The organism is Salinarimonas sp. NSM (assembly GCF_052380005.1).
Taxonomy (GTDB): Bacteria; Pseudomonadota; Alphaproteobacteria; order Rhizobiales; family Beijerinckiaceae; genus Salinarimonas.
Genome location: NZ_JBQTCJ010000001.1, coordinates 197,978 through 223,483, shown reverse-complemented (window position 1 = coordinate 223,483; position 25,506 = coordinate 197,978). Strand labels below are relative to the sequence as shown.

The following is a 25,506-nucleotide window of genomic DNA, read 5'->3' as shown; positions in this document are numbered from 1 at the left end:
CTCAGGGCCCCCAGGGGTTGACGATGCGACCCTCGACGGCGGCGGCCGCCGCCAGCTCCGGGCTCGCGAGGTGGGTGCGCGCCCGCAGGCCCTGCCGCCCCTCGAAATTGCGATTGGACGTCGAGACGCAGCGCTGGCCCGGCTCGACGAGGTCGCCGTTGATGGCGGCGCACATGGAGCAGCCCGCCTCGTGCCACTCGAAGCCGGCCGAGAGGAAGATCTCGGCGAGCCCCTCCGCTTCCGCCTTGGCGCGGATCGCCCTCGAGCCCGGGACGACGACGGCGCGGACGCCGGCCGCGATCCGGCGACCCTCGACGAGCCGCGCCGCGCGCCGCAGGTCGTCGATGCGCGCATTCGTGCACGAGCCGATGAAGACGTGCTCGATCGGCAGTCCGACCAGGCGCTCGCCCGCCCGCAGGCCCATGTAGTCGAGCGCGCGCCGCATCTGCTGGCGTTGCCGCGAATCGGGCGACGCGTCGGGGTCGGGGACGCTCTCGTCGAGGCCGATGACCTGGGCGGGGTTCGTTCCCCAGGTCATCTGCGGCGCCAGCGCCGAGGCGTCGATCCGCACAAGGCGGTCGGCATCGGTCGAGCACCCCTGCGCCAGCGCCCGCCAGTGGGTGAGGGCCGCTTCCCAAGGTGGACCGGACGGCGCGTAGGGACGTCCGTGCAGATACGCGAAGACCGCATCGTCGGGACGGATCAGCGCGATCTCGGCCCCGCACTCCATCGTCATGTTGCAGAGCGTCATGCGGTCCTCGACCGAGAGGGCGCGCAATGCGCTCCCGTCGAACTCGATGGCGAAGCCGCGCCCGCCCCCGGCGCCGATCCGCCCGATGAGGTGGAGGATCAGGTCCTTGGCCCCGATCCCCGGCGGCAGGGCGCCGTCGAGCTCGACGCGCATCAGGCGCGGCTTCTCCGCCCGGATCGTCTGCGTGGCGAGGATGTGCTCGGTCTCGGAGGTGCCGATGCCCCATGCGAGGGCGCCCAGGGCCCCGGCGGTGCAGGCATGGCTGTCGCAGGCGAGGACCGTCAGCCCCGGGAGCACGAGGCCCTGCTCGGCGCCGACGATGTGGATGATGCCGTGATCGCCGTCGTCGACCCCGAACAGCCGCACGCCCCATCGCCTGGTGAAGCGCTCCATGTCGTCGAGGAGCGCCTCGGCGCGCGGCACGGTCGTCCCCGTTCGCCCCGGGCGCGTCGACACGAGATGATCGGCCACGGCGAAGGTCAGCTCGGGATGCAGGACCCGCCGCCCCGCAGCCTCCAGCGTCGAGAACGCGAGCGCGCAGTGCAGGTCGTGGACGAGATGCCGGTCGACATGGATCAGGTCGACGCCGTCCTCCAGCCGGTCGACGACGTGCATCTCCCAGAGCCGGTCGAGGTAGGTGTCAGCCATGGCGACGGTTCCCCTCTCGCTGCTCGGCTCCACGGTTGCCGAGCGCCGCGCTCAGCTCGGCGCTCTCCCGCTGCAGCACGCCGGCGATCTCGCGCTCCTGCGACGGGTCGTAGCGGATCTGCGGGATCGTCACGCACAAGCTGCCGAAGACCTTGTGGCCGCGCTCGAAGACCGGGACGCCGAAGCCGACGGCCCCGGGGATCTTCTGCCCGAAGGTGAGCGCGTAGCCCTTGCGCCGGATCTCGCGCAGGTCGCCCAGGAGGTCGTCGAGCGCCGGCGGCTCCCGTCCGGTCGCCGGAGAGACCTCGCCGGCGGCATGGATCGCAGCGACCTCGTCCTCGGGCAGGAAGGCCAGGACGGACCGGCCGGTGGCGCCCCAGAGAACCGACAGCGGCTCGTAGAGCGCGATCGCGTAGCGCAGCGGATGGGGGCTGTCGACGCTGTCCTCGAGCATCACGCGATGCTGCGCCGGCATGTACCGCATCAGCAGGCAGACCTCGCCGGTCGAGCGGGCGACGCGCTCGAGGAACGGGCGCGCCACGTCGCGAACGCTCCGCGAGGCGACGATCAGGGAGCTGATCCGGTAGAACTCGACCCCGGCGCGATAGGAATGGGGGATCTCGCCGCGCTCGACGATCTGCTCCTTCATGAGAAGCGCGAGAAGCCGATGGACCGTGCTCCCCGGCAGGTCGAGGCGCTCGGCCAGCGACTTGATCGTGACGTCGCCGCCCTCCTCGGCCAATGCGCGCATCATGCGAATGACGCGCTCGATCGTGCCCGTCGCCGACTCCGGCATGTCCGCTCCCTCTTTATTCCGCTGAACGGAATGTTTTTCTGCTTGATGGAAGGTAACCCGGATGCGATTTTCACGTCAAGCGCCATTCGGGACGCGGTGGCGGGGAGGATGCAGGGACATGAGAGCGGTTGCATACGAGGCGTCGGGCCCCGCGCGGGACGTCCTGGGCCTGCGGGAGGTCGACGACGCGCCGCCTGGGCCGGGCGAGGTTCGGATCCGGGTCGCGTTCTCGGGGGTGAACCCGACGGACGCGAAGGTCCGCGGCGGGGCGCCGGGTCGGCGCATGGCGTTTCCCCTCGTCGTGCCCCACCACGACGGCGCCGGAACCGTCGTCGAGTTGGGCTCCGGCGCCGGCCGCTTTCGTGTCGGCGACCGTGTCTGGGTCTTCGGCGCGCAGAACGGCCGAGCCTTCGGTACCGCGGCCGACTTCGTGACGCTTCCGGAGCGCAACGTCATCGGGCTCGCCGACGGTCTCTCCCTCGCGGAGGGCGCCTGCCTCGGGGTGCCGCCGATGACCGCGCACGCCGCGGTGCTCGGTGCGGGATCCCCAGAGGGAGGATGGGTTCTCGTGACGGGCGGCGCGGGCAACGTCGGCCGCTACGCCATCCAGATCGCCCGCCACGCCGGCGCTCGGGTCCTCGCGACGGTCTCGTCGTCCGCCAAGGCGGAGATCGCGCGCGAGGCGGGGGCCGAGCGCTGCGTCGACTATCGCGACCCGGATGCGGGCGCGCAGATCCGCGCCGCCACCGGGGGCGGAGGCGTCGACCTCGCCGTCGACGTCGACACGAGCGCCAACGCCGGCCTCCTGGCGACGGCGCTCGCCGACGGCGGTCGCGTCGTGAGCTACGGCTCCGGCGGGCTCGATGCCGTGATGCCGGTCCGGGACCTGCGGCGCGGCAACGCGACCATCCGTTTCCTCAACATCCTCACCCTGTCGCAGCCGACGCTGGAGGCGATCGCCGCCGATCTCGGCCGGCTCTGCGCCGAAGGCGCCCTGCGCCACCGGATCGCCGCGACGTTCACGCTCGAGCAGACCGCCGCCGCCCACGAGCTGGTGGAGAGCGGCGCCGCCGCGGGGCGGGTGCTCGTCTCGCTCGATCATTCCGACGGCCGCCGGTGACGGCGGCCGAGATCAGCTCGAGGGAACCCCGTCGGCGGCCGGATCGGCGGCCTCCGGCGCCTCCTCAAGAGCGGAGAATACGGCGGCGGTGTCCGCCCCGAGGCGCGGGGGCGGCTCGTGCCCCTCCCGGCGCGAGACCTCGGTGCGGATCGGGTTGCCCATCACGCGCACGCTCCGCTCTCCGAGCGGCAGGTCCAGCACCATGCCGCGATGGCGAACCTGCGGATCGTCCGCGACACGATCGAGCGTGTTGACGACCCCGACGGGCACCTGCTCGGCCTCCAGCCGCTCCACCCACTGCGCGGCGCTCCCCGCCGCGAAGGCGGCCTCGAGCAGCGGCCAGAGGACGTGCCGGTTGGCGAAGCGCTCGCGATTGGTCGTGAAGCGCTCGTCGCCGATCAGCGCGTCCACGCGGAGCGCGCGACACAGCCCCTGCCACATCCGCTCGGTGTTGGCGGTGACCACGACCTCGACGCCGTCTCCGGCCCGGAAGCTGCGGTAGGTCGGGATCGAATCATGGGCCGATCCCTGGCGGCCCGGGACCTCTCCGGAATGGAGATGGTACGCCATCTGATAGGTCAGCATCGCGGCCTGGCAGTCGAGCATCGAGATGTCGACCATCTCGCCCTCGCCGGTCAGATGGCGACGGTTGACGGCCGCGAGGACGCCGACCGCCGCGTAGAGCCCCGCGGCGAGGTCGCCGATCGGCACGCCCGCCCGGACGGCCGTGCGTCCGGGCTCTCCGGTGAGGCTCATGCCGCCCGACAGCGCCTGGACGATCATGTCGTAGGCGGGCTTGTCACGGTACGGCCCGTCCTGCCCGAACCCGCTGATGGCGCACCAGATCAGGGACGGGTCCGCCGCACGCGCCTGCGCCGCGGACACGCCGAGGCGCGCGAGGACTCCCGGGCGGAAGTTCTCGATCACCACGTCGGCCTCGGCGATCAGGCGCATCAGGCGCCGCACGCCATCCGCGGTCTTCAGGTCGAGGACGACGCTCTTCTTGTTGCGGTTGACCGCGTGGAAGTACAGGCTGCTGTCGTCCACGAAGTGCGGCGGGATCTCACGGGCCAGATCGCCCTGGGGCGATTCGACCTTGACGACCCGAGCACCCAGGTCGCCCAGGATCTGGGTGCAGTACGGTCCCGACAGGAATTGCGTCAGGTCGACGATCGTGAGGTTGGCGAGCGGTCCGCCGGAGCCGGGCTCCTGCGCCGCCGCGCCGTGATCCGTCGGGCTCGTCACGTCGCCTCCCATGGGCATGCTCATCGCGTGAGGATGTGGATCGAGCAGGCGCCGTGGTCGTAGCCCGTGAGCCCGCCGCCGGTCGCGTGGGTGAGCGCGACCTTCGCGCCGGGCACCTGGCGCGGGCCGCACGCGCCGCGCAGCTGCTGCACCGCCTCGACGACCTGGGCCGCGCCGGTCGCGCCGATCGGATGGCCCTTCGCCAGGAGGCCGCCCGACGGGTTCACCGCGACGCGCCCGTCGATCCGCGTCGCGCCGCTGTCGAGGAAAGCCCCGGCCTCCCCGCGTCCGCAGAAGCCGAAGGCCTCGTAGTAGATCAGCTCGGCGATGGTGAAGGCGTCGTGGACCTCGGCGAGGTCGACGTCCTCGGGGCCGAGCCCGGCTTCCTCGTAGGCCTCGCGCGCGCCCCGCAGCGTGATCTCCGGGATCGTCATGTCGCGGAACCCGGGCACGAACCTGCCCGACACGAGATCCGAGGCCGCGACGCGCACGCCGGCGCGGCCGAGCTGCCGCGCGAGCGCCGCCGACACGACGACGAGAGCGGCCGCGCCATCGCCGGTCGGGCAGCATTGCAGCAGGGTGAAGGGATCGGCGACCGGACGGGAGGCGAGCACCTCCTCTTCCGTCACCGGCGCCTGCATCTGCGCGACCGGGTTGAGCGCGCCGTTGGCGCGATTCTTGACGGCCACGCGGGCGAGCTGCTCGCGCGTGAGCCCGTATTCGTGCATGTAGCGCGCCGCCCTCATCGCGTAGAGCGCGGGCATCGCCATGCCCATGCGCACCTCCCAGTCCTCCTGCTCGAGGGGCAGGACGCCGCCGCCGAACTTCGTGAGCTTCTCGACGCCGATGACGAGCACGGCGTCGTACTTGCCCGCGCGCACCGCGAGGACCGCCTGGTGCAGCGCCGTCGACGACGAGGAGCAGGCGTTCTCGATGTTGGTGACGGGAATGCCGCCCATTCCGATCCGGCCGAGGACCCGCTGCCCCGCCATCATGCCGCCGAGCGAGGAGCCGCAATAGCAGGCCTGGATGCGCCGTGCGTCGATGCCGGCATCCGCGATCGCCGCCTTCACCGCCGGCCAGCCGATGTCCGCGAGCGTGGTGTCGGGATACTTGCCGAAGCGGCCCATGCCGACCCCGACGATGAGCGCCTCGCTCATGAGCGCGCCTCCTGCGGAACGAACACGAAATTGTGGACAGGCGTCCCGTCGGCGTCCTGGCCGACCCGGCCCCAGGACAGCCGCACGGGCCGGCCGATGGCGTGACCCTCGCCGTGCAGCGCGGCGAGCACGCGCACGCCGTTCGCGAGGTCGACATAGCCGAGCGTGAACGGCCTGCCCCACTTGCGCGGGCCGACATGCAGCGTCGTGAGGCTGTAGACGACGCCCTCGGACGGCTGGATCTCGCGCGCGACCGCCTCGCTCCCGCAGCCGGGGCAAACGGCCGCCGGCGGGACCGTCCTCAGCCCGCACGCGCGACATACGGAGCCGACCAGGCGCAGGCCGCCGTCCGCCGCCGTCTCGACCGCTGCCGCGCCGACGAGGTCGGGAATGCCCGTCCGTCCCGCGTCACGGAGCGCCTCGTCCATCGGGTCTTGATTCGTCATGATTCCGCTCAGTGGAATTTGATTTTGTGCAAAGGAATGTGGCAAGTCGCCCGCGTCTTGTCCAGAGGGTTTCGCGCCGCGCCACGACGAGGTGCGTCGTCAGCGGATCGAGGCGGGAGCGTCGAGATGGCCGATGCTCACGGTTTCGAGGCGCATGCCTGGCGCATCCACGACGCCCACGGCTTCATCGGCCACGTCGGCCCGATCCGGGAGGAGGCGGCGGACGGCGGCCCGCTCCCGGCCTTCCAGGCCGCGTCGCATCACGAGAACCCGCGTGGCGCCGTCCAGGGCGGCATGCCGACGACGATGGCGGAGAGGCTGCTCGGCGCCGCCGGCAGCTGCCCCGATTCCGGGCGGCACGGCCGGCCGCGGCGGCGTCGATCCCGTGGCGCAGACGAGACCTCGTGATGCGGTGCTCGTCCTCGTGGACCGCGACGACGCCTTGCCGCGAGGCCGTCGCGCATCTCGAGCCTGAACAGCGCGGGTCCGGGGCGGCGCGTGACGCCGCCGCCGCGGCACGAAGCTTGCCTGCTTCAATCGCTTCTGCTTCGGGGAGCACGATGATGCTGAGCGATCCTGCCGAGCCGATCAAGAAGAACCTCGACCTGAGGCTGCTGCATCAATACGTCGTGATCTGCAGGCAGCCGACCCTCGCCGCGGCAGCGGTGGCGCTCGGCGTGAGCAAGCCGGCGGTGTCGCAGATCGTCGCTCGACTGGAGAGCGAGCTCGCCGTCGCCCTCTTCGAGCGCAGCCGCACCGGCATGCGCCTCCTGCCCGCCGGACGCCGTCTGCTGGACCTCGCACAGACCATCCTCGCGGACGAGCGCGCGACGCTGTCCGAGATGCGCAGCTTCCGCGACCACGTCATTCCCAGGTTGCGCGTCTACGTCATGGAGAGCCTCTCGCCGCTGATCGTCACGGCGCTCTACAACGCGCTCGCCGATCAGGTCGGGGTGATCTCGCTGGAATCCGGCCGCGGTGAGACCTGCGTGCCCGAGTTCCTCCGCGGGGAGATCGATCTGCTCGTCTCGACGGAGCTGTTCGAGGACATGCCGGGCACGATCGACGTACACCCCTTGTGCAGCCAGGAGCTGTGCCTCATCGCGCCGCAATCCGCCGGTCCCACATCGCTCCCCGAGCTGGCGGCATCCCTCCCGCTCGTCCGTGCGCCGAACAATACGAGAATGCACTCGGCCATCGCGCACTACCTCGGCGGCCTCGGCGTCACCCCCATCCGTGAGCTCAGCTGTCGCTCCCTCACGGCGACGCTCGAGATCGTCTCCGCCGGCCGCGGATGGGCCCTGCTGCCGCCGCTCGGCGCCGCCGGCCTTCGCGATCGGCTCGATGCGGTCTCGATCAGCGCGGCACCGGGCCGCCCTCCCGTGCAGAAGGTGGCGCTCGCGGTCGACCGTGATCGCTTCCTCGAGATTCCGTCCGCGGCGGCTGCCGCGTGCCGCGGGGCCCTGCGCGAGCACATGCACCGCTTGCGCGCCGGTCACACGCACGCGGCGCTCGCGTCCGTGCAGGTCTATTGATCGCCGATCCGCGCTCGGAAGGTCGAGAGCGCGCCGTCGAAGCGGGTGGCGGGGCGCGGAACGGCTGCTCCCGCGTCCGCGCTGCGCCGCAGGCCGCGGGCGTAGGCGGCGCCGTCGACGGCCCCGAGCGGAAGGTCGTGCAGCTGCGCGAAGCCTGTCGCGAGCGCCGCCTGCTCCGGGGTGGTCGCCTCCGTCTCGAGGACGATCGGCGGGTAGGACGCGGGATCGCTTCCCGCAGATATCGTCGGCCGGCGATACGGGCGGGCGACGGCCTGCTCGTAGGCGTGCGCGATCCGCAGGACACGCGCCTCGGCGAAATAGGGTCCGACGATCTGCGCGCTCGTCGGCAGCCCCGCCGCGTCGAACCCCGTCGGCAGCGCGTGCGCCGGGTGCCCGGAGAGGCTGAAGACGGAGGTGGTCGACCCCGACATGAAGGCCCGCACGGCGCGAGGGTCGTGGTAGCTCGGAGCCGTGGCGAACGTCGAGGGGAGGACCAGCGCATCGCACTGCGCGAACAGCGCGTCGATCCCGCGCGCGAGCTCGGCGCGACGGCGCAAGGCGGCGAGGTAGTCGACCGCGCGGATCGTCATGCCGGTGGTGAGCGCCTCGCGCACCTCCCGGCCGACGGCGCCGGGTTCGGCCCTGAAGTCGGCTTCGTGCGTTGCGGCGCGCTCCGAGCCGCTGATCAGCACGGTCGCCTCGCGATAGCGCGGCAGGGCCTCCGGCAGGGCCACGTCGACGAGGGTCGCGCCCCCCGCGGCGAGCGTGGCGACGAGTTCCTCGAGGCCCGCCGCGACGGCGGGCGCGAGGGTCGCGCCGGGAATTTCGCGAACGACGCCGATGCGCAGGCCCGCGACGCCCTCCGAGAGCGACGCGCGGTAGTCCGGCACGGGAACTGACACCGTCGCCGGATCGCGCTCGTCGGCGCCGACGAGCGCCTGCAGCACGAGAGCGCAGTCTTCCGCCGAGCGGGCCAGCGGCCCGATCACGTCGAGCGACCAGCTGTTGGGGAGGACCCCGTAGCGGCTGACGAGGCCGTAGGTGGGCTTCAGGCCGTGCAGGCCGCAGGCCGCGGCGGGAACCCGGATCGAGCCGCCCGTGTCCGAGCCGAGCGCGTAGGCCGCCAACCCCGCCGCGACCGCGGCGGCCGAGCCGGTCGAGGAGCCGCCGGGGAAATGGTCGGGCGCCCACGGGTTGCGGGCGTGCGGTCTGGCGGAATCGTGGAACTGCACGCCGAGACCGGTGCCGTACTCCCACGTGTTCAGCTTGCCCGTGAGCACGCCGCCGGCGGCGCGAAGCCGCGCGACCGCGGCCGAATCGAAGCCGGTGACGTGATCGGCGAGGAGGCGCGCATTCGCCGTCGTGGGGATGCCGCGGGTCGCGTAGTTGTCCTTGACGGCGAAAGGGACGCCGGCGAGGGGAGACGCCGTGGCCTCGACGTTCGCCGCGCGGGCGGCGTCCCTGGCGCCGTCGGCGTCCACGTGCAGGTAGGCGCCGATGAGCGGATCCACCTCGGAGATGCGCGCGAGCGTCGCCTCGACGAGGTCGCCCGGCGTGAGAGTGCCGTCGGCGAAGGCGCGATGAGCCTCGGCGACGCCGAGATAGCAGATGTCGTCTCGTGTCATGGGAATGCCTCCTGCACAGGGGCGGCGACCGGATCGAGCGCGCCGCCGCGCGCACACCGAACGAGATGGTTGGGCGACACCGGTGCGAGCGGCGGCATCGCGGCCGTGCAGGGCTCGATGGCGTGCCGGCAGCGCGGGGCGAAGCTGCACCCCGGCGGGAGCGCCGAGAGATCGGGCGGGCTGCCCTTGATGGGCTCGAGCCGCGTGCCCACGAGCTCGGAGGTGACCACGGAGCGCAGCAGCCCGCTCGCGTAGGGATGGCCGGGGCGGCTCAGCACCTGCTCGGTCTCGCCATGCTCGACGATCCGCCCCGCGTACATGACCGCGACCTCGTCGGCGATCTCGCAGGCGACGCCGACGTCGTGCGTGACGAACAGGGTCGCCATGCCGAGCTCCCGCTGCAGCTCGCGCAGGAGCAGCAGCACCTGGATCTGCACCGTGGCGTCGAGCGCCGTGGTCGGCTCGTCGGCGATCAGGACCTTCGGCCGGCACGACAGGGCCAGCGCGATCATCGCGCGCTGGCGCAGGCCACCGGACAGCTCGTGCGGGTAGGCCTGGAGCCGGCGCGCGGCGGAGGGGACCTGCACCAGCTCGAGCAGGTCGAGCGCGCGCCGGCGGGCGGCCTCCCAGCTCACGCCCTCGTGGGCGCGCACCGTCTCGGCGATCTGGTGGCCGATCGTGAAGGTGGGGTCCAGCGCGGTCGCGGGCTCCTGGAAGATCATCGCCACGAGGGAGCCGCGTATGCGGGCGAGCTCCCGCTCGCGCAGGGCGAGGACGTCCACGCCGTCGATCACCACGCGGCCGGTGATCGTGGCGCTCCGCGGCACGAGGCGCATCAGCGCGCGCATGGTCATGCTCTTGCCGGAGCCGGACTCGCCGAGAACGCAGAGGACCTTGCCGGCGTCGAGGGTGAAGTCGATGCCGTCGAGGATGGTGACGGGCCCGTCCGAGCCGCGCACGACGACGCGCAGGTCCGAGACCTCGACGATGGGAGAGGCGGTCGTCATCGTGCGGCTCCTGCGGATGCGAGGGGGGCAGCCGGGGCCATCGGGTGCCCGGAGCGCGGATCGGCGGCGTGGCAGGCGACCGGGTGCGGACCGTCCCCGAGCCGCGGCTCGACGCGTGCGCAGACCTCGTCGGCCAAGGCGCAGCGTGTGCGGAAGCGGCAGCCGCTCGGCGGGTCGATGGGGCTCGGCGGGTCGCCGGAGAGCGGGGCGTGCTCGCGCCTGCGCCTGGGGTCCATGCTCGGCCGCGAGGCCAGCAGAGCCTGCGTGTAGGGATGGCGCGGCGCCTCGTAGATGTCCCGCACGGGGCCGATCTCGACGACCTTGCCGAGATACATCACCAGGACCCGATCGCTGACGTAGCGGACCACGTTCAGGTCGTGGGAGATGAAGACGTAGGTCAGCGCCAGGCGCTCGCGCAGATCCTGGAGGAGGTTGAGGATCTGCGCCTCGATCGACTTGTCCAGCGCCGAGACGGATTCGTCGAGGATCATCAGGCGCGGCGACATCGCGAGCGCGCGCGCGATGTTGACCCGCTGGCGCTGCCCTCCCGAGAGCTCGTGCGGGTAGCGCCCGGCGAAGCCGAGCGGCGCGAGGCCGACGAGGCCCAGCGTCTCGTGGGCGAGCTCGCGCGCCGTCGCTCGGCTCGCGCCCGCGGCGCGCGGCCCGAAGGCGATCGTCTGCTCGAGCGTCAAGCGGGGATTGAGGGAGGCGTGGCTGTCCTGGAACACCATCTGGGCGGCACGCTGCAGCTCGCGCACGCTCATGCCGCCGCGCGTGCCGACCTCCAGGCCGTCGAAGACGAGCGTACCGGCGTCCTGGCGGGTCAGCTGCATCAGGACGCGCGCCATCGTCGACTTGCCGCAGCCCGACTCGCCGACGACGCCGAGCGTCTCGCCCTTGGCGACCCGGAAGCCGACGCCGTCGACGGCGCGGACCACGCCGCCGGCCCCGCCGGGCCCTCTCTCGAGGGCGAAGTGCTTCACCAGGTTCTCGACGATCAGCAACGGCTGGCGCGGACCGCCGACGTCGGGCATCGGCGCGAGCAGCGCCTCGTCGACGGGCGTGCGGCGTGGCTGCGAGAGCATTCGCTGGAGCACGGCTCACTCCTTCACGTTCAGCGCATGCCGCAACCCATCCGTCATGGTGTTGAAGCACAGCGAGGTGAGAAAGATCATCGCGCCGGGAATGACGGCGTTGAGCGGCGCGACGTAGACGCTCTGGCGCAGGCTCGACAGCATGAGCCCCCATTCCGCGTCGGGCGGGCTGACGCCGAGACCCAGGAAGCTCAGCCCCGACGCGATGACGATGGAGATCGAGATCAGGCTCGACGCGTAGACGAGGATCGGTCCCGCGACGTTCTTCAGGACGTGGCCGACGACGATGCGCGTGGCCGAAGCCCCCGTCGCGGCGGCTGCCTCGACATAGGGCTGCGTGCGCACCTGGAGCGTCACGCTCTCCGCGACGCGCGCGATCGGCGGTATGAAGACGAGGGTGAGCGCGATGAGCCCGTTGATCATGCCTCCGCCGAGCGCCCCGGAGATCGCCACCGCGAGCAGGACCGAGGGAAAGGCGTAGAAGACGTCCATCGCCCGCATGATCGCGGAATTGACCCAGCCGCCGGCGAAGCCCGCGAGGATCCCCAGGAAGCCGCCGACGAGGGTCGCGACGACGACGGGGGCGAACCCCATGAACAGGGTCAGCCGCCCGCCCCAGATCACGCGGCTGAGCAGGTCGCGGCCGAGCTCGTCCGTCCCGAGGAGATGCCCCGGCGTGCCCGGCGGCCGCAACCGGTTGACGATGCTCGTCTGGTTGGGGTCCGCCGGCGCGATCCACGGCGCCAGGATCGCCGAGAGCGCGATGGCGACGAGGACGCCGCCGGCGACGAGCGTGACGGGGTCGCGCCTCAGGCGCCGCGCCATGTCGGAGAGGAAGCCGCCCGAGCGGATCGCGGCCGTCGCCGCGGGAAGCGTGTTCGCATCGTGCATCATGGGTCAGCCGCTCCCGCGCCGGGCGCTGTTCATGCGCGGATCGAGCACCATCTGCAGGAGATCGACCGCCAGGTTGGTGAGGACGAAGAAGAGCGCGAGGACGAGGACGGTCCCCTGCATCAAGGGCAGGTCGCGCAGGAAGATCGCCGAGTTCAGCAGGTAGCCGGAGCCCGGCCAGGCGAAGATCGTCTCGACGAGGATCGAGCCGCCGAGCAGGTTCGCGAACTGGAGGCCGATGATGGCGAGGAGCGCGGGCGCCGCGTTCTTGGCGACGTGGGCGACGACCCAGTGGCTCGGCAGGCCCTTGGCTTCGAGCGCCTGGACGTATTCCTGCTGGAGCACCTCCGACACGGCCGAGCGCACCGAGCGAGCGATCACGCCCGCCGGTACGGTCGCGAGCGTGATCGTCGGCAGGATCATGTGCGTCCATCGGGTGGCGAGGCCCGCGTCGGGATCGCCCATTCCCGTCGCCGGAAGCAGCCCCAGCTCGACGGAGAAGACGATCACGAGGACGATGCCGAGCCAATATTGCGGCACGGACATGCCGGAGATTCCGACGGCGCTGATCGCCCGGTCCGACGCGCGCCCCGCGCGGTAGGCGGCGAGGGTGCCCAGCAGCACGCCCGCGACGCAGGCGAGCACGATCGCGCCGAAGGCGAGCCGCAGCGTGTTCGCGACCGCCGGCAGCACCTCCTCGATCACGGGACGGCGCGTCGAGAGCGAGAGCCCGAGATCGCCGCCGGCGACGTTCCCGAGCCAGCGCAGGTACTGGAGCGGCAGAGGCTGGTCGAAGCCGTAGGCCGCCCGGATCTGCGCGGCGACCTCCGGCGGGGTGTCGTCGGGGATCAGCGCGCTGGCCGGATCTCCCGGTGCGAGATGCACCAGGAGAAAGCAGATCAGCGAGACGCCGACGATGATCGGCAGCGCGTAGGCGAGCCGCTGGAGGACGAAGCGCAGCATCGGCTCAGGCCCCGACCGAGACCGAGGTGAGGTCGATGTACCAGTTCTGAGGCGCCACGAAGCCCTGGACGTTCGCCGCGAGCGCGCGCGGGTTCATGTCGTGGACGACCAAGATCCACACCGACTGGTCGACGAGGTACTCGTGCAGCCGGGCGATCGCGGCGTCGCGCTCGGCCGGGTCGAAGGTCATCTGCGCCGCCTTGCCGAGCTCGTCCGCCTTCGGATCGGAGAAGAGGCCCCAATTGTTTCCGTTGGGCGGCGCCCGCTCGCTCATGAAGGCGCTCATGAAGCCGAAGTCCGGGTCTTGGAAGGACCAGGAATTGTTGAGGCCGAACGTGCCCTCGTTCGCGGCGCCGTCGGCGCGGGCCGCGCGGCGGGCCCGGAGGGCCTCCCAGTCGACGACCTCCACCTCGACGTCGAAGCCGACCGCGTTGAGGTTCTCCTGGCAGATCTCCGACATCGGCATCGGCTGCATCTGGCCGGAGCCCGCCTGCGAGGTCAGGAGCTTGATCGGGCAGCGGTTGTCCGGCCCGTAGCCCGCCTCGGCCATCAGCCGCCTCGCCTCCTCCGGGTCGTAGCGCACGTCGAAGGTCGGGCTGCCGAACCAGGGGCTCGTGTCGGCGACGAGGCCCTTGGCCGGGCGGGCGACGCCGCCGAGGAACTGCGCGATGCCCTCGCGATCGATGGCGAGGTTTGCCGCACGGCGCACGTTGATGTCCCGGAAGGGCGAGCTCTCGTGGAAGCTCAGCCAGTAGGGCCAGACGTGCGGGTAGACGTTCATGACGATCCGGGCGCCGGACTGCTCGATGCGCGGGATCGTGTCCGGCGGCGGCGCCTCGACCCAGTCGACCTGGCCGGACAGGAGCGCGGCGACGCGGGTCGTCGGGTCGGGCATCGCGAACAGCGTGAGCCGGTCGACCTTGGGCACGCGGTTGGGGTCCCAGTAGTCGGCGTTCTTGACGAGCTCGGCGCGCTCGCGCGGGACGAGCTCGACGAGCTTGAAGGGACCCGTGCCGGAGGGCTGCGCGGCGAAGGCGGCCCAGTCGCCGCCGAGCGCCTCCCAATGGCGCGGCGAGGACATGCCGACCCGGTCGACCTTGTAGAAGAACATCGAGTCCGGGGCCGTCGTCGTGATCGAGACCGTGAAGTCGTCGATCTTCTCGTAGGCCGCGACGTTGGCGAGGAAGTTGCCGGCCTGGTTGGCCTGGGCCTGGTCGTATTGCGGCGAGTCCCGGTCGATGAGCTTGTCGAGGTTCCAGATCACGTCGTCGGCGCCGAAGGGCGCGCCGTCGTGGAAGGTGACGCCGCGGCGCAGGTTGAACGTCCACACCGTGCCCGATTCGTCGACCTCGTAGCTCTCGGCCAGCGAGGGCACCATCTCGGCCGTGGTCTCGCCCTGCGAGAGGTCCCACCGCAGGAGCCCGTCGTAGATCGTGTTCGTGATGAAGCGGATGCCCTCGGCGCCCTGGGTGGCCATGCCGGTCGTCTGTGGAATGTCGCTCAGCGTCATCGCGAGCCGCAGGACCGACTCGCCCTGCGCCCGAGCCGGCGCCGGCCGGACGCCGGCGAGGACTCCGGCCGCAACGCCGGTCTTGAGGAAGGTGCGTCTGTCCATGTCCGATCTCCCCGCTGGTGCGCCGCGCCGCCCCGATGGGCGACGCCTCGCACCGCGGCCGCAAGCCGCGTGCCACATGCTGACGCAGAGGGATGTACGGTAATTGGGGAGCGATCGAGGTTCGCATGAAGTCCACGTGCCGCATACGGCGGGCAGCGCGATGCAGAAAGCGCCATCGAGGGGTTAAGCGCCAACTTAACGCCAGGTCGAAGACAATCTCACCTGTCGCGATGTCGATCCCGTCGGATTCGACGATGCATCGCCCCATCGCCGAAGACTTGACGGTCGCAGCTCGAAGACGCCGATGCCGTACGCTGCGCGATGATCGCTGGCATGTGCCTTGCTGCGCCGGGCCACCGCCGTCGGCGCGCTCCGGCGCGGCGCGCGCCCGGACGGCATGGCACAGGGGAGATCCATCAGATGGCTCGCAACGTGAACGGACCGCTCTACTACGAGCGCATGGGGCGATCGGGCCCCGTCATCGCCTTCGTGCACCCGAACCCGATGGACCAGTCCTGCTGGATCTTCCAGACGACGCACCTGTCGACGTGGTTCCGATGCATCGCGATCGACATTCCCGGCTACGGCCGCTCGCCGACGGCCGAGCGCGGCCTGACGATGGACGACATGGCGCAGGCGTGCTGGGAGGCGATCGACGACGCGTTCCCGGGTGAGGAGGACGCGATCCTGGTCGGCTGCTCGGTCGGCTCCTCGATCGTGCCCTACATGCACCACCAGAAGCCGGATCGGACGAAGGCGCTCGTCGTCTGCGGCACGGGCTACAATCCCGGCAAGGAGTTCGCCGCGCGGCGGATCAAGCAGTATTCCAAGTACGGCATCGACTTCCGCTGGGACTACACGTTCCAGGACTTCAGCCCGGCGTTTCGTCAGACGCCCATGGCGCACTATTTCGCCAACCTCTTCGCCGAGCGCAACGCGTTCGCCGACGTGACGACGATCCTGCATCAGTTCGAGGCCCTGGCCCAGCCCGATGCGGACGACCACCACGAGAAGATCGCCTGCCCGATGATCGTCCTCACCGGCAGCGAGGACAACTCGCACCAGCGCGCCTTCGACCTGCAGGACCGGGTGCCGGGATGCGAGCTGCGGGTCCTGCACGGCGCCGGGCACGCCTGCCAGATCGAGCAGCCGTGGCTGTTCAACCGGTTCATGATCGAGTTCCTGATGCGCCACGGCCTCTTCCCCGACGGCCCGCGCCCCCTGTCGCCGGCCTTCTGACGCGGCCGATCACGCCTTCGGCGCCGGCGTCGGCCGCGCGCCGAAGGCGAACAGGGCCGCGGCGGCGGCCATCAGGATGGCGTTGATCCACACCGCTCCCTCGTTGCCGAGCGCGGTCGTGTCGTAGACGAGACCGACGAAGAGCGGGGCGACGACGAAGCCGGCATCCCCGACGACCCGCTGCACGCCCATCGCCGGTCCCTGCAGCCCCCGCGGCATCCGATCCGCGAGCGCTGCGGCGACCGACGGTCCGCTGAAGGCGCCGGCGATCCCCATGAGCACCATCGCCGCCCAGAACAGCGCGACGTGCCCGGCGAAGGCGATCATGACGAGCGAGACCGCGGTGGCGACCGTCGACCAGATCGTCACCACCCGCGATCCGACCCGGTCGATGACCGAGCCCACCATCGGCAGCATCAGGAAATTCGAGACGGCGATGAGCGTGAGCGCGCCCCCGATCACGGCGACGGGCATCGCGAAGGTCTGCGCGGCGATGAGCGGGATGGTCACCCATTGCGAGGCGGTGCGCGTGAAGAAGACGCCGAAATTGATCAGGCTGAGATAGAGGAAGGTCGGCTCGATCAAGAGCCCTCGAAGCGTCGGCGCCGGCAGTTGGGCGGGGGCCCCGGCGGACGCCGCCCCGGAGCCGGGGGGCTCCGCCGCCGGCTCCTCGAAGGCGACGAGGGCGACGAGCAGCGCCGCGAGCGCGACGATCCCGAAGGCCCAGAACGGGGCCGCGAAGCCCATCCAGGCGACCAGCAGCCCGCCGATGCCCGGGCCGATGCCGGCGCCGAACAGGAGCCCGCCCTGGTAGAGCGCCATCATCCGGCCGCGCTCCCCGACCCGCGAGATCTGCACGAGGACGGTGGCGGACACGGTCATGTACACGCCCGAGCCGACGCCCTGGACGAAGCGCCAGAACAGGAGGGGCTCGAACGTCTCGGCCAGCGCCGCGCCGAAGGCGCCGACCGCGATGATCGCGGGTCCCAGGCACATGAAGGGCCGCCGTCCGAAGCGCTCCGAGGCCATGCCGGCGGGGATGTTGGCGACGAGCCGGCCGACGCCGAAGAGCGTGATCATCATGCCCACGAGCGTTCCGCTGACGTTGAACTGCTGGGCGTAGAGCGACATCATCGGCACGACCATGCCGTTGCCGGCCATGACGAGGACGATGAGCACGAGGATCGGCCCGATCTGCTTCAAGGGCAGGGGCGGCCGGGACGACGGCGGGGCGATCTGAAGCACGCGAATCTCGCTTAACGGGGCGGAGGGATGCCCCGTCCCTTGCGCAACGGCCGTGCCAGCTTCGGCGCGGCCTCGGCTCAGCGCCCGATCGTGATCCCCGACAGCGCCGTCGCCGCCCCGGCCGCGATCCCGGCGAGCGTGGGCAGGGCCGCGGAGGAGATCAGCCGGATCGCCACGAAGCGCCAGCCCATGATCGGCAGCTCGAACGCCATCAGGCGGTGGAAGGCGAACACGGACCATGCGGTGAGCAGCGCCACCATCTGCGGCGCGCCCGCGCCCGCGTTCCAGAAGACGAGCGCGAGCGGGAACGTCACGGTCGGCCCGCCGGGCAGGAAGCAGCCGACGAGGGACGCGAGCAGGATGCCGCGCAGGCCGGTCTCCTCCCCGAGGCTGCCGGCCACCAGTTCCTGCGGGACGAGAAGCCCCAGGAAGCCCGCCGCGACGAGCGCGACCGGCAGGCGCAGGGCCAGGGGGCCGCCCTGCCGGACGACGAAGCGGGCGGCGGGCCGCACGCTGGACGGCCGTTTCAATCCGGTCACGAGCGCCACGAGCGCGGCGACGGCGAGGAGGCCGAGCACGCCCGCGATCACGACGGCGACCTCGGCAGGGCGATCGCCGGATGCCGGCCGATGCCGCGCGCGAGGAAGCCCGCGAGGATCGGCAGGGGGAGGCTCGCGAGGAAGCGCAACGCGGCGAGATCCGGCCCGAGGAAAGGCAGCTCGAAGACGAAGACCCGGTGGATCCCGACGAGCGACCAGGCCGTGACGTAGGCGACGAGCGCACCGATGTCGGCGCCGGCCACGTAGAGGGCGTAGACGAGCGGGAAGGAGGTGAACGGCCCGCCGGGCGTGACGAGGCCGAGCCCGCAGGCGAGCGCGAGGCCGCGCATGCCGGACTCGCCGCCGAGCCGCCGTGCGACCTTCTCGCGGGGAACGAGCTCCTGCACGAAACCGCCGATCACGAGCCCCGCGAACACCTGCGGGGCGAGGTAGGCGAGGAGCGCCAGCGAGGCGCCCGTCGTCGCCAGGACCACGTCGGCGCCGTCGCGCAGCCAGACGACCGCGCCGCTGATGCCGGCGATCACGACGAACACGAGGGTGATCCGATCAACCCTCGGCTTGCTTCCGCCGGACCCGCTCCCGGCGCCGTTCTTCTCGGCCACGATATCTCTCTCCGCGTTAAGCCGCGCCACTGCGGCTGCATCCGACGGAGGGCACCGAGCAAGCCGTGGGCCAGCTGGAGACCGCGACGGGTTCTCGAGCCGAGCGACCCGGCGGTCCCGAGATCCACGGCTCGAGCCCCGCCGCGACGACGGCCATCGGGCCGCCGTGGCTGTGCATGATGCCGCCGGGTGTGCTGCCGCGTTCGAGCGCGAGCCGATGCCGGAACGCCAGCGGGCCCGCGTCGCGAACGCGAAGGACGAAGGCGCGTATCGGGGCCTCGCGCCGACGGCACGAGCGAAGGCGGGGGACGTGCGCCGGCTCCACGCCGAGGGGATCGACCCCGCCGAGATCGCCCGCCGCGTGGGAATCGGGCGCGCATCGGTCTACCGCCTCCTCGCGGAGGAGGAGGCCGAGGCGTGAGGGGGAGGACCTGAGGGCAGCCGTAGGGGGGGACGAAGGGGGAGCGGCTCTATACCCTGGGCGCGCCGTTCATCGGGCTGCGCAACCGCGGTCACAGTTCAGCTGGCGGAGAGGGGGGGATTCGAACCCCCGATACGGTTGCCCGTATGCCGCATTTCGAGTGCGGTGCATTCAACCACTCTGCCACCTCTCCGAACCGAGGTGGGACGCGGGCGCGAGGCCCTCGTCCCGTGAGCGGCGGCGGACGCGATAGCATGGGCGCGCTGGGGCGGCAAGAGGCGCCTCGCGGGAAACGTGCGCGGGACCCGCCGCCGGCCGCCGGCGCCGACAGGGGCGCGAGGTGGTCAGCGGGTCAGCACCACGAGGTGGCCGGGCACCGGCCGGCCCGCGTCGCGGCGGGTGACGACGGGCTCGAGCCGCAGGACGCGCAGGCCCGCGCCCGTCGCACGCTCGCGCAGGAAGCGCGCGCCGTGGGCGAAGCGGGCGTCCGCGCCGATGGCCCAGCCCTCCCCCGCGATCGCCTCGTCGAGCGCCTGGGCCGTGAAGGCGAAGAGCCCGCCCGGCGCGAGCGCGCCGCGGGCGGCGGCGAGCACGTGGACCGGGTCGCCCACGTAGACGAGCACGTCCGCGGCGAGGATCAGGTCCGCGCCGCCGGCCGGCGCGGCGTCGAGCCAGGCGGTCAGCTCGGCCACCGCGAGCGCGTCGTAGAGGCCCTTCTCGCGCGCCTTCTCCACCATCGCGGGGGCGAGGTCGCAGCCCTCCAGCCGCGCCACCCGGTCGCGGATCGCCGCGCCCATCAGCCCGGTGCCGCAGCCGAGATCGAGCGCGCAGGCGAAGAGACGCCCCGGCGCCTCCCGGTCGAGCGCGTCGCGCAGGCATTGCGGCCCGCGGTAGTCGAGGTCGCCGGTGAGATGCTCGTCGAAGCGCTCGGCATAGGTGTCGAACAGCGCCCGCACATAGCCCTCGCTCATCGCGTCCGCCGCGGGCAGCGCGCCGAGCCGTGCGAGCGTGACGCCGACGCCCAGCGGGTCGTCGGGCTCCAGCGTCCGCGCCCGCTCCAGCGCCGCGATCGCGCCGGTCGCGTCGCCCTGCGCGGCGAGCGCCTCCCCGAGCAGCGCCCAGGCCGGGGCGAAGCCGGGCGCGCGCTCGAGCGCCTGCGCGGCGAGGTCGGCGGCGGCGCCGGCGTCGCCGTCCTCGAGCCAGCCGGCGGCCCAGGCGTAGCGACGGTCCGCCAGGAGATCGCCCGAGGAGCGGTGGACGACGAGGGGCCGGGCCGCGGAGCGCGGCGCCGTCTGCAGGGGGATGGGCGCGCTCATCTCGGAACTCCCGGGATCATGCGCGGCCGCGCGCGGCCTTGGCCGGCACGACGGCGTGGGCGACGAAGCGCGCGATCTCGGCGGTGCGGCGGGCCGGGTCGAGCACCTCGGCGTCGATGCCGTGGCGCCAGGCGAGATCGCCGCGGCCGGGATCGGCGTGGAGCGTACGCAGGTCCGCCGCATAGGCGCGTGCGCCGGCGACGTCGGCGAAGAAGCCCTCCTGCGTCAGCCGCTCGGCGATGCGCTCGACGATCGCGGCGAGCTCGCAGAGCGAGAACTCGGGGTGATATTGCACGCCCCAGAACAGGCCGCCCACGTGGCGGATCTCGGCCGCCTGGATCGGCGCGAGGCGGTTGCCGGCGAGCACGGTCGTCCCCTCGGGCACCGTCTCGACGATGTCGAGATGCACGGCGGGCGCCTCGAAGGCGGCGGGCCTGTCGGCGAGCATGGGATGCTCCCGGCCCGCCCGGGTCGGCACGATGCGCCGGGCGAAGCCGACCTCGCGGCCCGCCGGGTTGCGCACCACCGTTCCGCCCGCGGCGGCGGCGCCGACCTGGAGGCCCCAGCACGACCCGAAGGCGGGCGTCCCCGAGGCGTAGACCGCGCGCATCAGCTCGAGCTGGCGCGCCACCGCCGGCCCGCCGTCGTAGAGGTTGAGCGCCGAGCCGGTGAGGAAGACGCCGTCATAGCCCGCGAGCCCGCCGGAATCGGGCAGGTGCGCGTCCGCGTCCGCCGGGCAGGCGATCTCGCAGGCGGCATCCGCCACGAGCGCCGTCAAGAGCGCCGCGTAGCCTTCGGCATAGGTGGTTCCGAAATGCCGCCTGTGCGTCTCACGCTCGGTGTGCGTGTTGCCCTCGACGACGAGAAACCTTAGAGCCATGGATCGACGAATGCTCCCGTGAGACGCGGTGACATAGCGCAATGGCGGACGCCCGCAAGCGAAATGAGGTGCCGGGTGCCGGGGCGAAGACGGCCCGTCCGGCCGGCGGCGCCTCCGGCAAGGCCTACCTGCTCCTGGCGATCACCGCCCTCTCCTGGGGCGGCAACGCGGTCGCCGGTCGCCTCGCGGTGGGCGAGATCTCGCCGATGGCGCTCACGGCCCTGCGCTGGCTCCTCGTGGTGGCGATCCTCGCCCCGCTGGCGGGGCGCGATCTCGTCTCCCATTGGCCGACGATCCGGGCGCATTGGCGGCGCATCGCGCTGATGGCGGCGATCGGCTTCACGGCGTTCAATTCCCTCATGTACGTCGCGGCGCACTACACCAGCGCCGTGAACCTCACCATCATCCAGGGCGGCATCCCCGTCGTCGTGCTCGTCGGCGCGCTCGTGGTCTACGGCACGCGCATCACGCCGCTGCAGGGGGCGGGCATGGTGGTGACGCTCGCCGGGGTCGCGGTCGTGGCGGCGCAGGGGAGCCTGGCCGCGCTGATGGCGCTCTCCTTCAACCCGGGCGACGTGCTGATGATGATCGCGGGGCTCGCCTATGCCGGCTACACGCTGGCGCTGCGCTCGCGCCCGGCGATGCCGCAGCTCGCCTTCTTCACGGCGATGGCGGCGATCGCCTTCCTCACCTCGCTGCCGCTGCTCGGCTTCGAGATCGCGACCGGCCGCGTCCTCTGGCCGGGGCCGGAGGGCTGGCTCATCCTCGCCTACGTCTCGCTGTTCCCCTCGCTGATCGCGCAGCTGTGCTTCATGCGCGGCGTCGAGCTGATCGGGCCGGGCCGCGCCGGGCTGTTCGTCAACCTCGTGCCGGTGTTCGGCGCGATGCTGGCGGTGGCGATCCTGTCGGAGCCCTTCCGGCTCTACCACGCGGCGGCGCTCGCCCTGGTGCTCGGCGGCATCGCGCTGGCGGAGCGCGGCAAGGGGGGCTGACGGGGATCCGACGGGGAGCAGGTGGTGCCGGGCTCACGCACGGTCGTGCGGGCGCAGGGCCGCCTCGGGATGCTCCGCGAGGAAGTGCCGCAGCGCCCCCATCAATTGCCGGGCGTGGCCGATATCCTTGCGGCGGATGGCGGCGCGCACGTCGTCGAGGATCATGTCGCGGATGCGCTCGGACCCGTGCGACTCGTGCAGCAGGTAGGCGCCCAGCGTCGCGGCGACCATCTCCGGCACGTGCTCGTGCTCGGCGAGCGCGGCGATCTCCTCCTCGCTGAGGTCCGACAGGCCGATGGCGTCGATCAGGCTGATCATGGGTCGTCTCCTCGATTCATCGTTGGTTTTCGAGGAGAGTACACCCGTCCGCGCCCCGGCGCATTGACGAGACGCAAAGCCGGCGAACGATAGGCCCCGCCCCTCACCCGAGCGGGCGCGCCTCCTCGGGGAGCATGATCGGGATGCCCTCGCGGATCGGGTAGGCGAGCTTGGCCTGGCGGGAGACCAGCTCCTGGGCGGCCTTGTCGTACTCGAGCGGGCCCTTGGTCAGCGGGCAGACCAGGATCTCGAGGAGCTTGGGGTCGATGGCGAGCAGTGCTGCGGCGCTCGCGTCCTCCGGCATCGGAGCGGGGGTCTCGTCGGGGGTCTCGTCGGTCATGGCTGCCTCTCGCATGCGGGCGACGTCATTGCAGGGTCGGCTCGCCGTCGTCATCGCCCGAGCGGGCGATCTCGATCTCCGTGAGCGCGATCAGCGCCTCGGCGCGGCTCTTCAGGTCGGGGGCCTCGAGCAGCGCCTGCTTCTCGCGCACGCCGAAGGGGGTCATCATGCACAAGGCGTTGACCAGGGCCTCGTTGGGCGCCTGCTCGACGCCGCGCCAGTCGACCTCGACCTCCATCGCGTCCACGAACTGGCGCAGCGTGCGCAGCACGCCCTCGCGGTCGACCTCGTCCTCGCCGGCACGGGCGGTGAAGTCCTTCGCGAAGGGGCCGAAGTCCGCCTCCACCTTGCGATAGGGCGTCATCGCGGAGAGCTCGCTCACGACGCGGAAGCGCGCGATGCCGGTGAGCGTGATCAGGTAGCGGCCGTCGCCGGTCTCCGCGAGCTGGGTGATCCGGCCCGCGCAGCCGATGCCGTAGAGCCGCGGCGCGCCGCCCTGCCCGCCCGCCTCGGCGTCGGGTTGGACCATGCCGATGATGCGGTCCGTGCGCATCGCGTCGTCGACCATCGCGAGGTAGCGCTGCTCGAAGATGTTGAGCGGCATCTGCCCGCGCGGCAGCAGCAGGGCGCCGGGCAGCGGGAACACGGGGATCGTGTCCGGGCAGTCCTGCGGCCCCCGATAGGTGGCGTTCATCGCCATGTCCGGTTACCCATGTCCGGTTACCCCGCGCTGTGGTGTCCCGCCGGTCGGCGCCGGTCGGCACCGGCCGCTTCCGCCGCGATCGCGAAAGCCCGCGATCTCGGAGCCTGCGATCTCAGCGGAAGAGGACCGAGGAGAGCTTGCGCCGGCCCGCCACGGTCGCCTCGTCCTTGGGACCCCACGCCTCGAAGAACTCCACGAGCTGCTTTCGGGCCCCGTCCTCGTTCCAACTACGGTCGCGGCGCACGATTTCAACCAGGGCCTCCGCGGCGCGAACACGAGCGTTGCGGGCGTTGAGCGCCAGCGCGAGGTCGAAGCGGGCCTGGTGGTCGTCCGGGTTCTCCGCGACGCGGGCCTCGAGCTCGGCGGCGTCGCCGAGCTCCGCAGCCTGGCGCGCGAGCTCGATCGCCTTGCGGGCGGGGGCCAGCGCCGCGTCCTGCGCCTTCTCCGGCGGGGCGAGCGCGAGCACGCGCTCGGCGCCCTCGATGTCGCCCATGTCGACGTGGAGCTTCGCCATGCCGCCGAGCGCGGCCATGTTGTCGGGCTCGCGCTGCAGCACCGCGGCGAACAGCTCCGCGGCGCCCTGCGCGTCCCCGGACGCCGCGCGGGTCGTGGCCTCCTCCAGCGCCTGCTCGACCGGCGAGGGGCCGGCGGCGCCCGAGAGCTTGTCGATGAAGGCCTTGATCTGGCTCTCGGGCTGGGCGCCCATGAAGCCGTCGACCGGCTGACCCTGGACGAAGGCGATCACGGCGGGGATAGACTGCACGCCGAGCGCCTGGCTGATCTGCTGGAAGTAGGCCGGGTGCTCGTCGATGTTCATCTTGACGAGCTTCACCTTGCCCTTGGCGGCGCGCACCACCTTCTCCAGCACGGGAGTCAGCTGCTTGCAGGGGCCGCACCAGGGCGCCCAGAAATCGACGAGCACGGGCGTGCGCATGGACGCGGCGATCACGTCCTCGCGGAAGCTCGCCGTCGTCGCGTCCTTGATCAGGTCCGCCGGGGCGCTCTCGGGCAGGCCGCCGCCCGGGTTCATCGCGTCTGAGAGCATGTGGCTTCGGCTCCGGTTCGGGTCTGCGGGCGCGCGGCCCGCGGGTCTGGGGCTCAAGATGGGGTGCGATGCTCGGGCCCGCCAGAGGAAATTTCCCTAGGGTGCGCCCGTCTGGACGGGCGCTGCGGCGTCCGGCGGCGCCGGCAGGTCGACGAGCGTCGGGGGATGACCGATCGCGGCTAGGAAGGCGACGAGCGCCGGCGTCGGGATCGCCGTCGTCATCGTGTTGACGAGGGGGTGGACGTTGATCGTGTCCATCTCCGCCAGCGTGCGGTCGAGGAAGAAGCGCACCCGGCCCGCCCGGTCGTTGGCGAGCGCCAGCGGCGTCACCGAGCCGGGCTCGACGCCGAGCGTCTCGCGCAGCAGGTCGGCCGAGCCGAAGGATAGCCGGCTCGCCGCGCCGAGCGGCACGTGCAGGCGCTTGAGGTCGACCGCCGCGTGCGCTTCCGCGGTGACGAGGAAGAGGCTGCCCTTCTTGTCCTTGAGGAAGAGGTTCTTGGTGTGCCCGCCGGGCAGGTCGCGCTCGATCGCCTGCGACTGCGAAACCGTGAACACCGCCTCGTGCTCCACGGTGCGGTGGGGCGTGCCGTGGCGGTCGAGGAGCGCGAAGAGCGCCGGCGGGTCGAGCGGCGTCGGCGACGCGGGATCTGCGGGGGAGGGCTCGGCGGTATCGTCCATGGCGCCGGTTCTACGCGATCCGGGGGGACGGGCTCAAGGGTCCCAGCCGGGTCCCGGCCCGCTTGCGTGTGGACCCGTGCGCGCCGCCGGACGCCCTCCCGCACGGCCCGCATTTTTCCGCTTGCATTCCGTTTTCGGGTGGTTCATATCACCGGCCTCGACGGCGGGCGACGCCCCGCTGTCCGGAGCGAGCGGGTGTAGCTCAGGGGTAGAGCACAACCTTGCCAAGGTTGGGGTCGAGGGTTCGAATCCCTTCGCCCGCTCCAGTTCT

General features: G+C 72.0%; 27 protein-coding genes and 2 tRNA genes. 7 read left to right on the top strand and 22 right to left on the bottom strand.

Annotated elements, in window-relative coordinates; genetic code table 11:
- Nucleotide 1: 1 nt before the first annotated feature.
- Both leuC and ACTZWW_RS01135 read right to left on the bottom strand, forming a co-directional pair.
- The gene (gene leuC, locus ACTZWW_RS01140; RefSeq protein WP_444779081.1) at nucleotides 2-1,399 is read right to left on the bottom strand and encodes a 3-isopropylmalate dehydratase large subunit; all 1,398 of its coding nucleotides are present in this window, start codon (nucleotides 1,397-1,399) and stop codon (nucleotides 2-4) included.
- Nucleotides 1,392-2,195, bottom strand: coding sequence for an IclR family transcriptional regulator (locus ACTZWW_RS01135; RefSeq protein WP_444779080.1), 804 nt, complete (start codon nucleotides 2,193-2,195; stop codon nucleotides 1,392-1,394). The genes leuC and ACTZWW_RS01135 overlap by 8 nt, the downstream gene beginning before the upstream one ends.
- 118 nt (nucleotides 2,196-2,313) lie before the next feature.
- On the opposite strand from ACTZWW_RS01135, the gene ACTZWW_RS01130 reads away from it, so the two are divergent.
- Entirely contained in the window at nucleotides 2,314-3,315 is a 1,002-nt protein-coding gene (locus tag ACTZWW_RS01130) for an NADPH:quinone reductase (protein ID WP_444779079.1), read from the top strand.
- A gap of 12 nt (nucleotides 3,316-3,327) precedes the next feature.
- Here ACTZWW_RS01130 and ACTZWW_RS01125 read toward each other — a convergent pair whose 3' ends face one another.
- The 3 genes from ACTZWW_RS01125 to ACTZWW_RS01115 are packed head-to-tail and all read right to left on the bottom strand — an operon-like array spanning nucleotide 3,328 to nucleotide 6,166.
- On the bottom strand, nucleotides 3,328-4,560 hold the full coding sequence (locus ACTZWW_RS01125; RefSeq protein ID WP_444779078.1) for a CaiB/BaiF CoA transferase family protein: 1,233 nt from the start codon (nucleotides 4,558-4,560) through the stop codon (nucleotides 3,328-3,330).
- A gap of 20 nt (nucleotides 4,561-4,580) precedes the next feature.
- The gene (locus ACTZWW_RS01120) at nucleotides 4,581-5,720 is read right to left on the bottom strand and encodes a thiolase family protein (protein ID WP_444779077.1); all 1,140 of its coding nucleotides are present in this window, start codon (nucleotides 5,718-5,720) and stop codon (nucleotides 4,581-4,583) included.
- On the bottom strand, nucleotides 5,717-6,166 hold the full coding sequence (locus tag ACTZWW_RS01115) for a Zn-ribbon domain-containing OB-fold protein (protein ID WP_444779076.1): 450 nt from the start codon (nucleotides 6,164-6,166) through the stop codon (nucleotides 5,717-5,719). Before ACTZWW_RS01115 ends, ACTZWW_RS01120 begins: the two co-directional genes overlap by 4 nt.
- Nucleotides 6,167-6,292: 126 nt before the next feature.
- Here ACTZWW_RS01115 and ACTZWW_RS01110 point away from each other — a divergent pair, with 126 nt between their 5' ends.
- Both ACTZWW_RS01110 and ACTZWW_RS01105 read left to right on the top strand, forming a co-directional pair.
- Nucleotides 6,293-6,574, top strand: coding sequence for a hypothetical protein (locus ACTZWW_RS01110; RefSeq protein ID WP_444779075.1), 282 nt, complete (start codon nucleotides 6,293-6,295; stop codon nucleotides 6,572-6,574).
- Nucleotides 6,575-6,729: 155 nt separating this feature from the next.
- Nucleotides 6,730-7,701, top strand: a complete 972-nt coding sequence (locus tag ACTZWW_RS01105; RefSeq protein WP_444779074.1) for a LysR family transcriptional regulator — start codon at nucleotides 6,730-6,732, stop codon at nucleotides 7,699-7,701.
- On the opposite strand, the gene ACTZWW_RS01100 is transcribed toward ACTZWW_RS01105, so the two are convergent.
- The 6 genes from ACTZWW_RS01100 to ACTZWW_RS01075 are packed head-to-tail and all read right to left on the bottom strand — an operon-like array spanning nucleotide 7,695 to nucleotide 14,896.
- Nucleotides 7,695-9,326, bottom strand: a complete 1,632-nt coding sequence (locus ACTZWW_RS01100; protein WP_444779073.1) for an amidase — start codon at nucleotides 9,324-9,326, stop codon at nucleotides 7,695-7,697. The two genes, ACTZWW_RS01105 and ACTZWW_RS01100, sit on opposite strands and share 7 nt — an antisense overlap.
- Nucleotides 9,323-10,333: an ABC transporter ATP-binding protein gene (locus ACTZWW_RS01095; RefSeq protein ID WP_444779072.1), complete on the bottom strand. Its 1,011-nt coding sequence runs from the start codon at nucleotides 10,331-10,333 to the stop codon at nucleotides 9,323-9,325. The genes ACTZWW_RS01100 and ACTZWW_RS01095 overlap by 4 nt, the downstream gene beginning before the upstream one ends.
- On the bottom strand, nucleotides 10,330-11,418 hold the full coding sequence (locus tag ACTZWW_RS01090; RefSeq protein ID WP_444779124.1) for an ABC transporter ATP-binding protein: 1,089 nt from the start codon (nucleotides 11,416-11,418) through the stop codon (nucleotides 10,330-10,332). The genes ACTZWW_RS01095 and ACTZWW_RS01090 overlap by 4 nt, the downstream gene beginning before the upstream one ends.
- A 15-nt stretch (nucleotides 11,419-11,433) precedes the next feature.
- Nucleotides 11,434-12,321 (bottom strand): ABC transporter permease, encoded by an 888-nt coding sequence (locus ACTZWW_RS01085; RefSeq protein WP_444779071.1) that lies wholly within the window; start codon nucleotides 12,319-12,321, stop codon nucleotides 11,434-11,436.
- A gap of 3 nt (nucleotides 12,322-12,324) precedes the next feature.
- Nucleotides 12,325-13,281: an ABC transporter permease gene (locus ACTZWW_RS01080; RefSeq protein ID WP_444779070.1), complete on the bottom strand. Its 957-nt coding sequence runs from the start codon at nucleotides 13,279-13,281 to the stop codon at nucleotides 12,325-12,327.
- Nucleotides 13,282-13,285: 4 nt separating this feature from the next.
- Complete coding sequence (locus ACTZWW_RS01075) at nucleotides 13,286-14,896, bottom strand: ABC transporter substrate-binding protein (protein ID WP_444779069.1); 1,611 nt, start codon at nucleotides 14,894-14,896, stop codon at nucleotides 13,286-13,288.
- A gap of 420 nt (nucleotides 14,897-15,316) precedes the next feature.
- Between ACTZWW_RS01075 and ACTZWW_RS01070 the strand changes: the two genes are divergently transcribed.
- On the top strand, nucleotides 15,317-16,135 hold the full coding sequence (locus tag ACTZWW_RS01070) for an alpha/beta fold hydrolase (RefSeq protein ID WP_444779068.1): 819 nt from the start codon (nucleotides 15,317-15,319) through the stop codon (nucleotides 16,133-16,135).
- 9 nt (nucleotides 16,136-16,144) lie between these two features.
- On the opposite strand, the gene ACTZWW_RS01065 is transcribed toward ACTZWW_RS01070, so the two are convergent.
- The 3 genes from ACTZWW_RS01065 to ACTZWW_RS01055 form a co-directional block, all read right to left on the bottom strand.
- Nucleotides 16,145-17,380 carry an MFS transporter gene (locus ACTZWW_RS01065; protein ID WP_444779067.1) on the bottom strand — a complete coding sequence of 412 codons (1,236 nt, stop codon included), beginning with the start codon at nucleotides 17,378-17,380 and terminating at the stop codon, nucleotides 16,145-16,147.
- A gap of 77 nt (nucleotides 17,381-17,457) precedes the next feature.
- A complete protein-coding gene (locus ACTZWW_RS01060; RefSeq protein WP_444779066.1) occupies nucleotides 17,458-17,970 on the bottom strand; it encodes a hypothetical protein in 513 nt (170 codons plus the stop codon).
- Nucleotides 17,967-18,542 carry a permease gene (locus ACTZWW_RS01055; protein WP_444779065.1) on the bottom strand — a complete coding sequence of 192 codons (576 nt, stop codon included), beginning with the start codon at nucleotides 18,540-18,542 and terminating at the stop codon, nucleotides 17,967-17,969. The genes ACTZWW_RS01060 and ACTZWW_RS01055 overlap by 4 nt, the downstream gene beginning before the upstream one ends.
- A 217-nt stretch (nucleotides 18,543-18,759) precedes the next feature.
- On the opposite strand from ACTZWW_RS01055, the gene ACTZWW_RS01050 reads away from it, so the two are divergent.
- Entirely contained in the window at nucleotides 18,760-18,963 is a 204-nt protein-coding gene (locus ACTZWW_RS01050) for a helix-turn-helix domain-containing protein (protein ID WP_444779064.1), read from the top strand.
- Between the two features lie 103 nt (nucleotides 18,964-19,066).
- Here ACTZWW_RS01050 and ACTZWW_RS01045 read toward each other — a convergent pair.
- From ACTZWW_RS01045 to ACTZWW_RS01035, 3 genes are all read right to left on the bottom strand, one after another.
- Nucleotides 19,067-19,156, bottom strand: a tRNA-Ser gene (locus ACTZWW_RS01045).
- A 151-nt stretch (nucleotides 19,157-19,307) separates the two neighbouring features.
- Nucleotides 19,308-20,279 (bottom strand): methyltransferase domain-containing protein, encoded by a 972-nt coding sequence (locus ACTZWW_RS01040; RefSeq protein WP_444779063.1) that lies wholly within the window; start codon nucleotides 20,277-20,279, stop codon nucleotides 19,308-19,310.
- Nucleotides 20,280-20,295: 16 nt separating this feature from the next.
- Nucleotides 20,296-21,159, bottom strand: a complete 864-nt coding sequence (locus tag ACTZWW_RS01035; protein WP_444779062.1) for a type 1 glutamine amidotransferase — start codon at nucleotides 21,157-21,159, stop codon at nucleotides 20,296-20,298.
- A gap of 41 nt (nucleotides 21,160-21,200) precedes the next feature.
- Here ACTZWW_RS01035 and ACTZWW_RS01030 point away from each other — a divergent pair, with 41 nt between their 5' ends.
- Nucleotides 21,201-22,151, top strand: a complete 951-nt coding sequence (locus tag ACTZWW_RS01030; protein WP_444779061.1) for a DMT family transporter — start codon at nucleotides 21,201-21,203, stop codon at nucleotides 22,149-22,151.
- A gap of 33 nt (nucleotides 22,152-22,184) precedes the next feature.
- Here ACTZWW_RS01030 and ACTZWW_RS01025 read toward each other — a convergent pair whose 3' ends face one another.
- The 5 genes from ACTZWW_RS01025 to ACTZWW_RS01005 all read right to left on the bottom strand — a co-directional run bounded on the left by ACTZWW_RS01025 (nucleotide 22,185) and on the right by ACTZWW_RS01005 (nucleotide 25,235).
- Entirely contained in the window at nucleotides 22,185-22,469 is a 285-nt protein-coding gene (locus tag ACTZWW_RS01025) for a hypothetical protein (protein ID WP_444779060.1), read from the bottom strand.
- A gap of 103 nt (nucleotides 22,470-22,572) precedes the next feature.
- Complete coding sequence (locus tag ACTZWW_RS01020) at nucleotides 22,573-22,773, bottom strand: Trm112 family protein (protein ID WP_444779123.1); 201 nt, start codon at nucleotides 22,771-22,773, stop codon at nucleotides 22,573-22,575.
- Between the two features lie 61 nt (nucleotides 22,774-22,834).
- Nucleotides 22,835-23,509 carry an LON peptidase substrate-binding domain-containing protein gene (locus ACTZWW_RS01015; protein WP_444779059.1) on the bottom strand — a complete coding sequence of 225 codons (675 nt, stop codon included), beginning with the start codon at nucleotides 23,507-23,509 and terminating at the stop codon, nucleotides 22,835-22,837.
- A 115-nt stretch (nucleotides 23,510-23,624) separates the two neighbouring features.
- Nucleotides 23,625-24,557: a thioredoxin gene (trxA, locus tag ACTZWW_RS01010; RefSeq protein ID WP_444779058.1), complete on the bottom strand. Its 933-nt coding sequence runs from the start codon at nucleotides 24,555-24,557 to the stop codon at nucleotides 23,625-23,627.
- Nucleotides 24,558-24,653: 96 nt separating this feature from the next.
- Nucleotides 24,654-25,235, bottom strand: a complete 582-nt coding sequence (locus ACTZWW_RS01005; RefSeq protein ID WP_444779057.1) for a prolyl-tRNA synthetase associated domain-containing protein — start codon at nucleotides 25,233-25,235, stop codon at nucleotides 24,654-24,656.
- A 191-nt stretch (nucleotides 25,236-25,426) separates the two neighbouring features.
- Here ACTZWW_RS01005 and ACTZWW_RS01000 point away from each other — a divergent pair.
- A tRNA-Gly gene (locus ACTZWW_RS01000) sits at nucleotides 25,427-25,501 on the top strand.
- Nucleotides 25,502-25,506 lie beyond the last annotated feature (5 nt).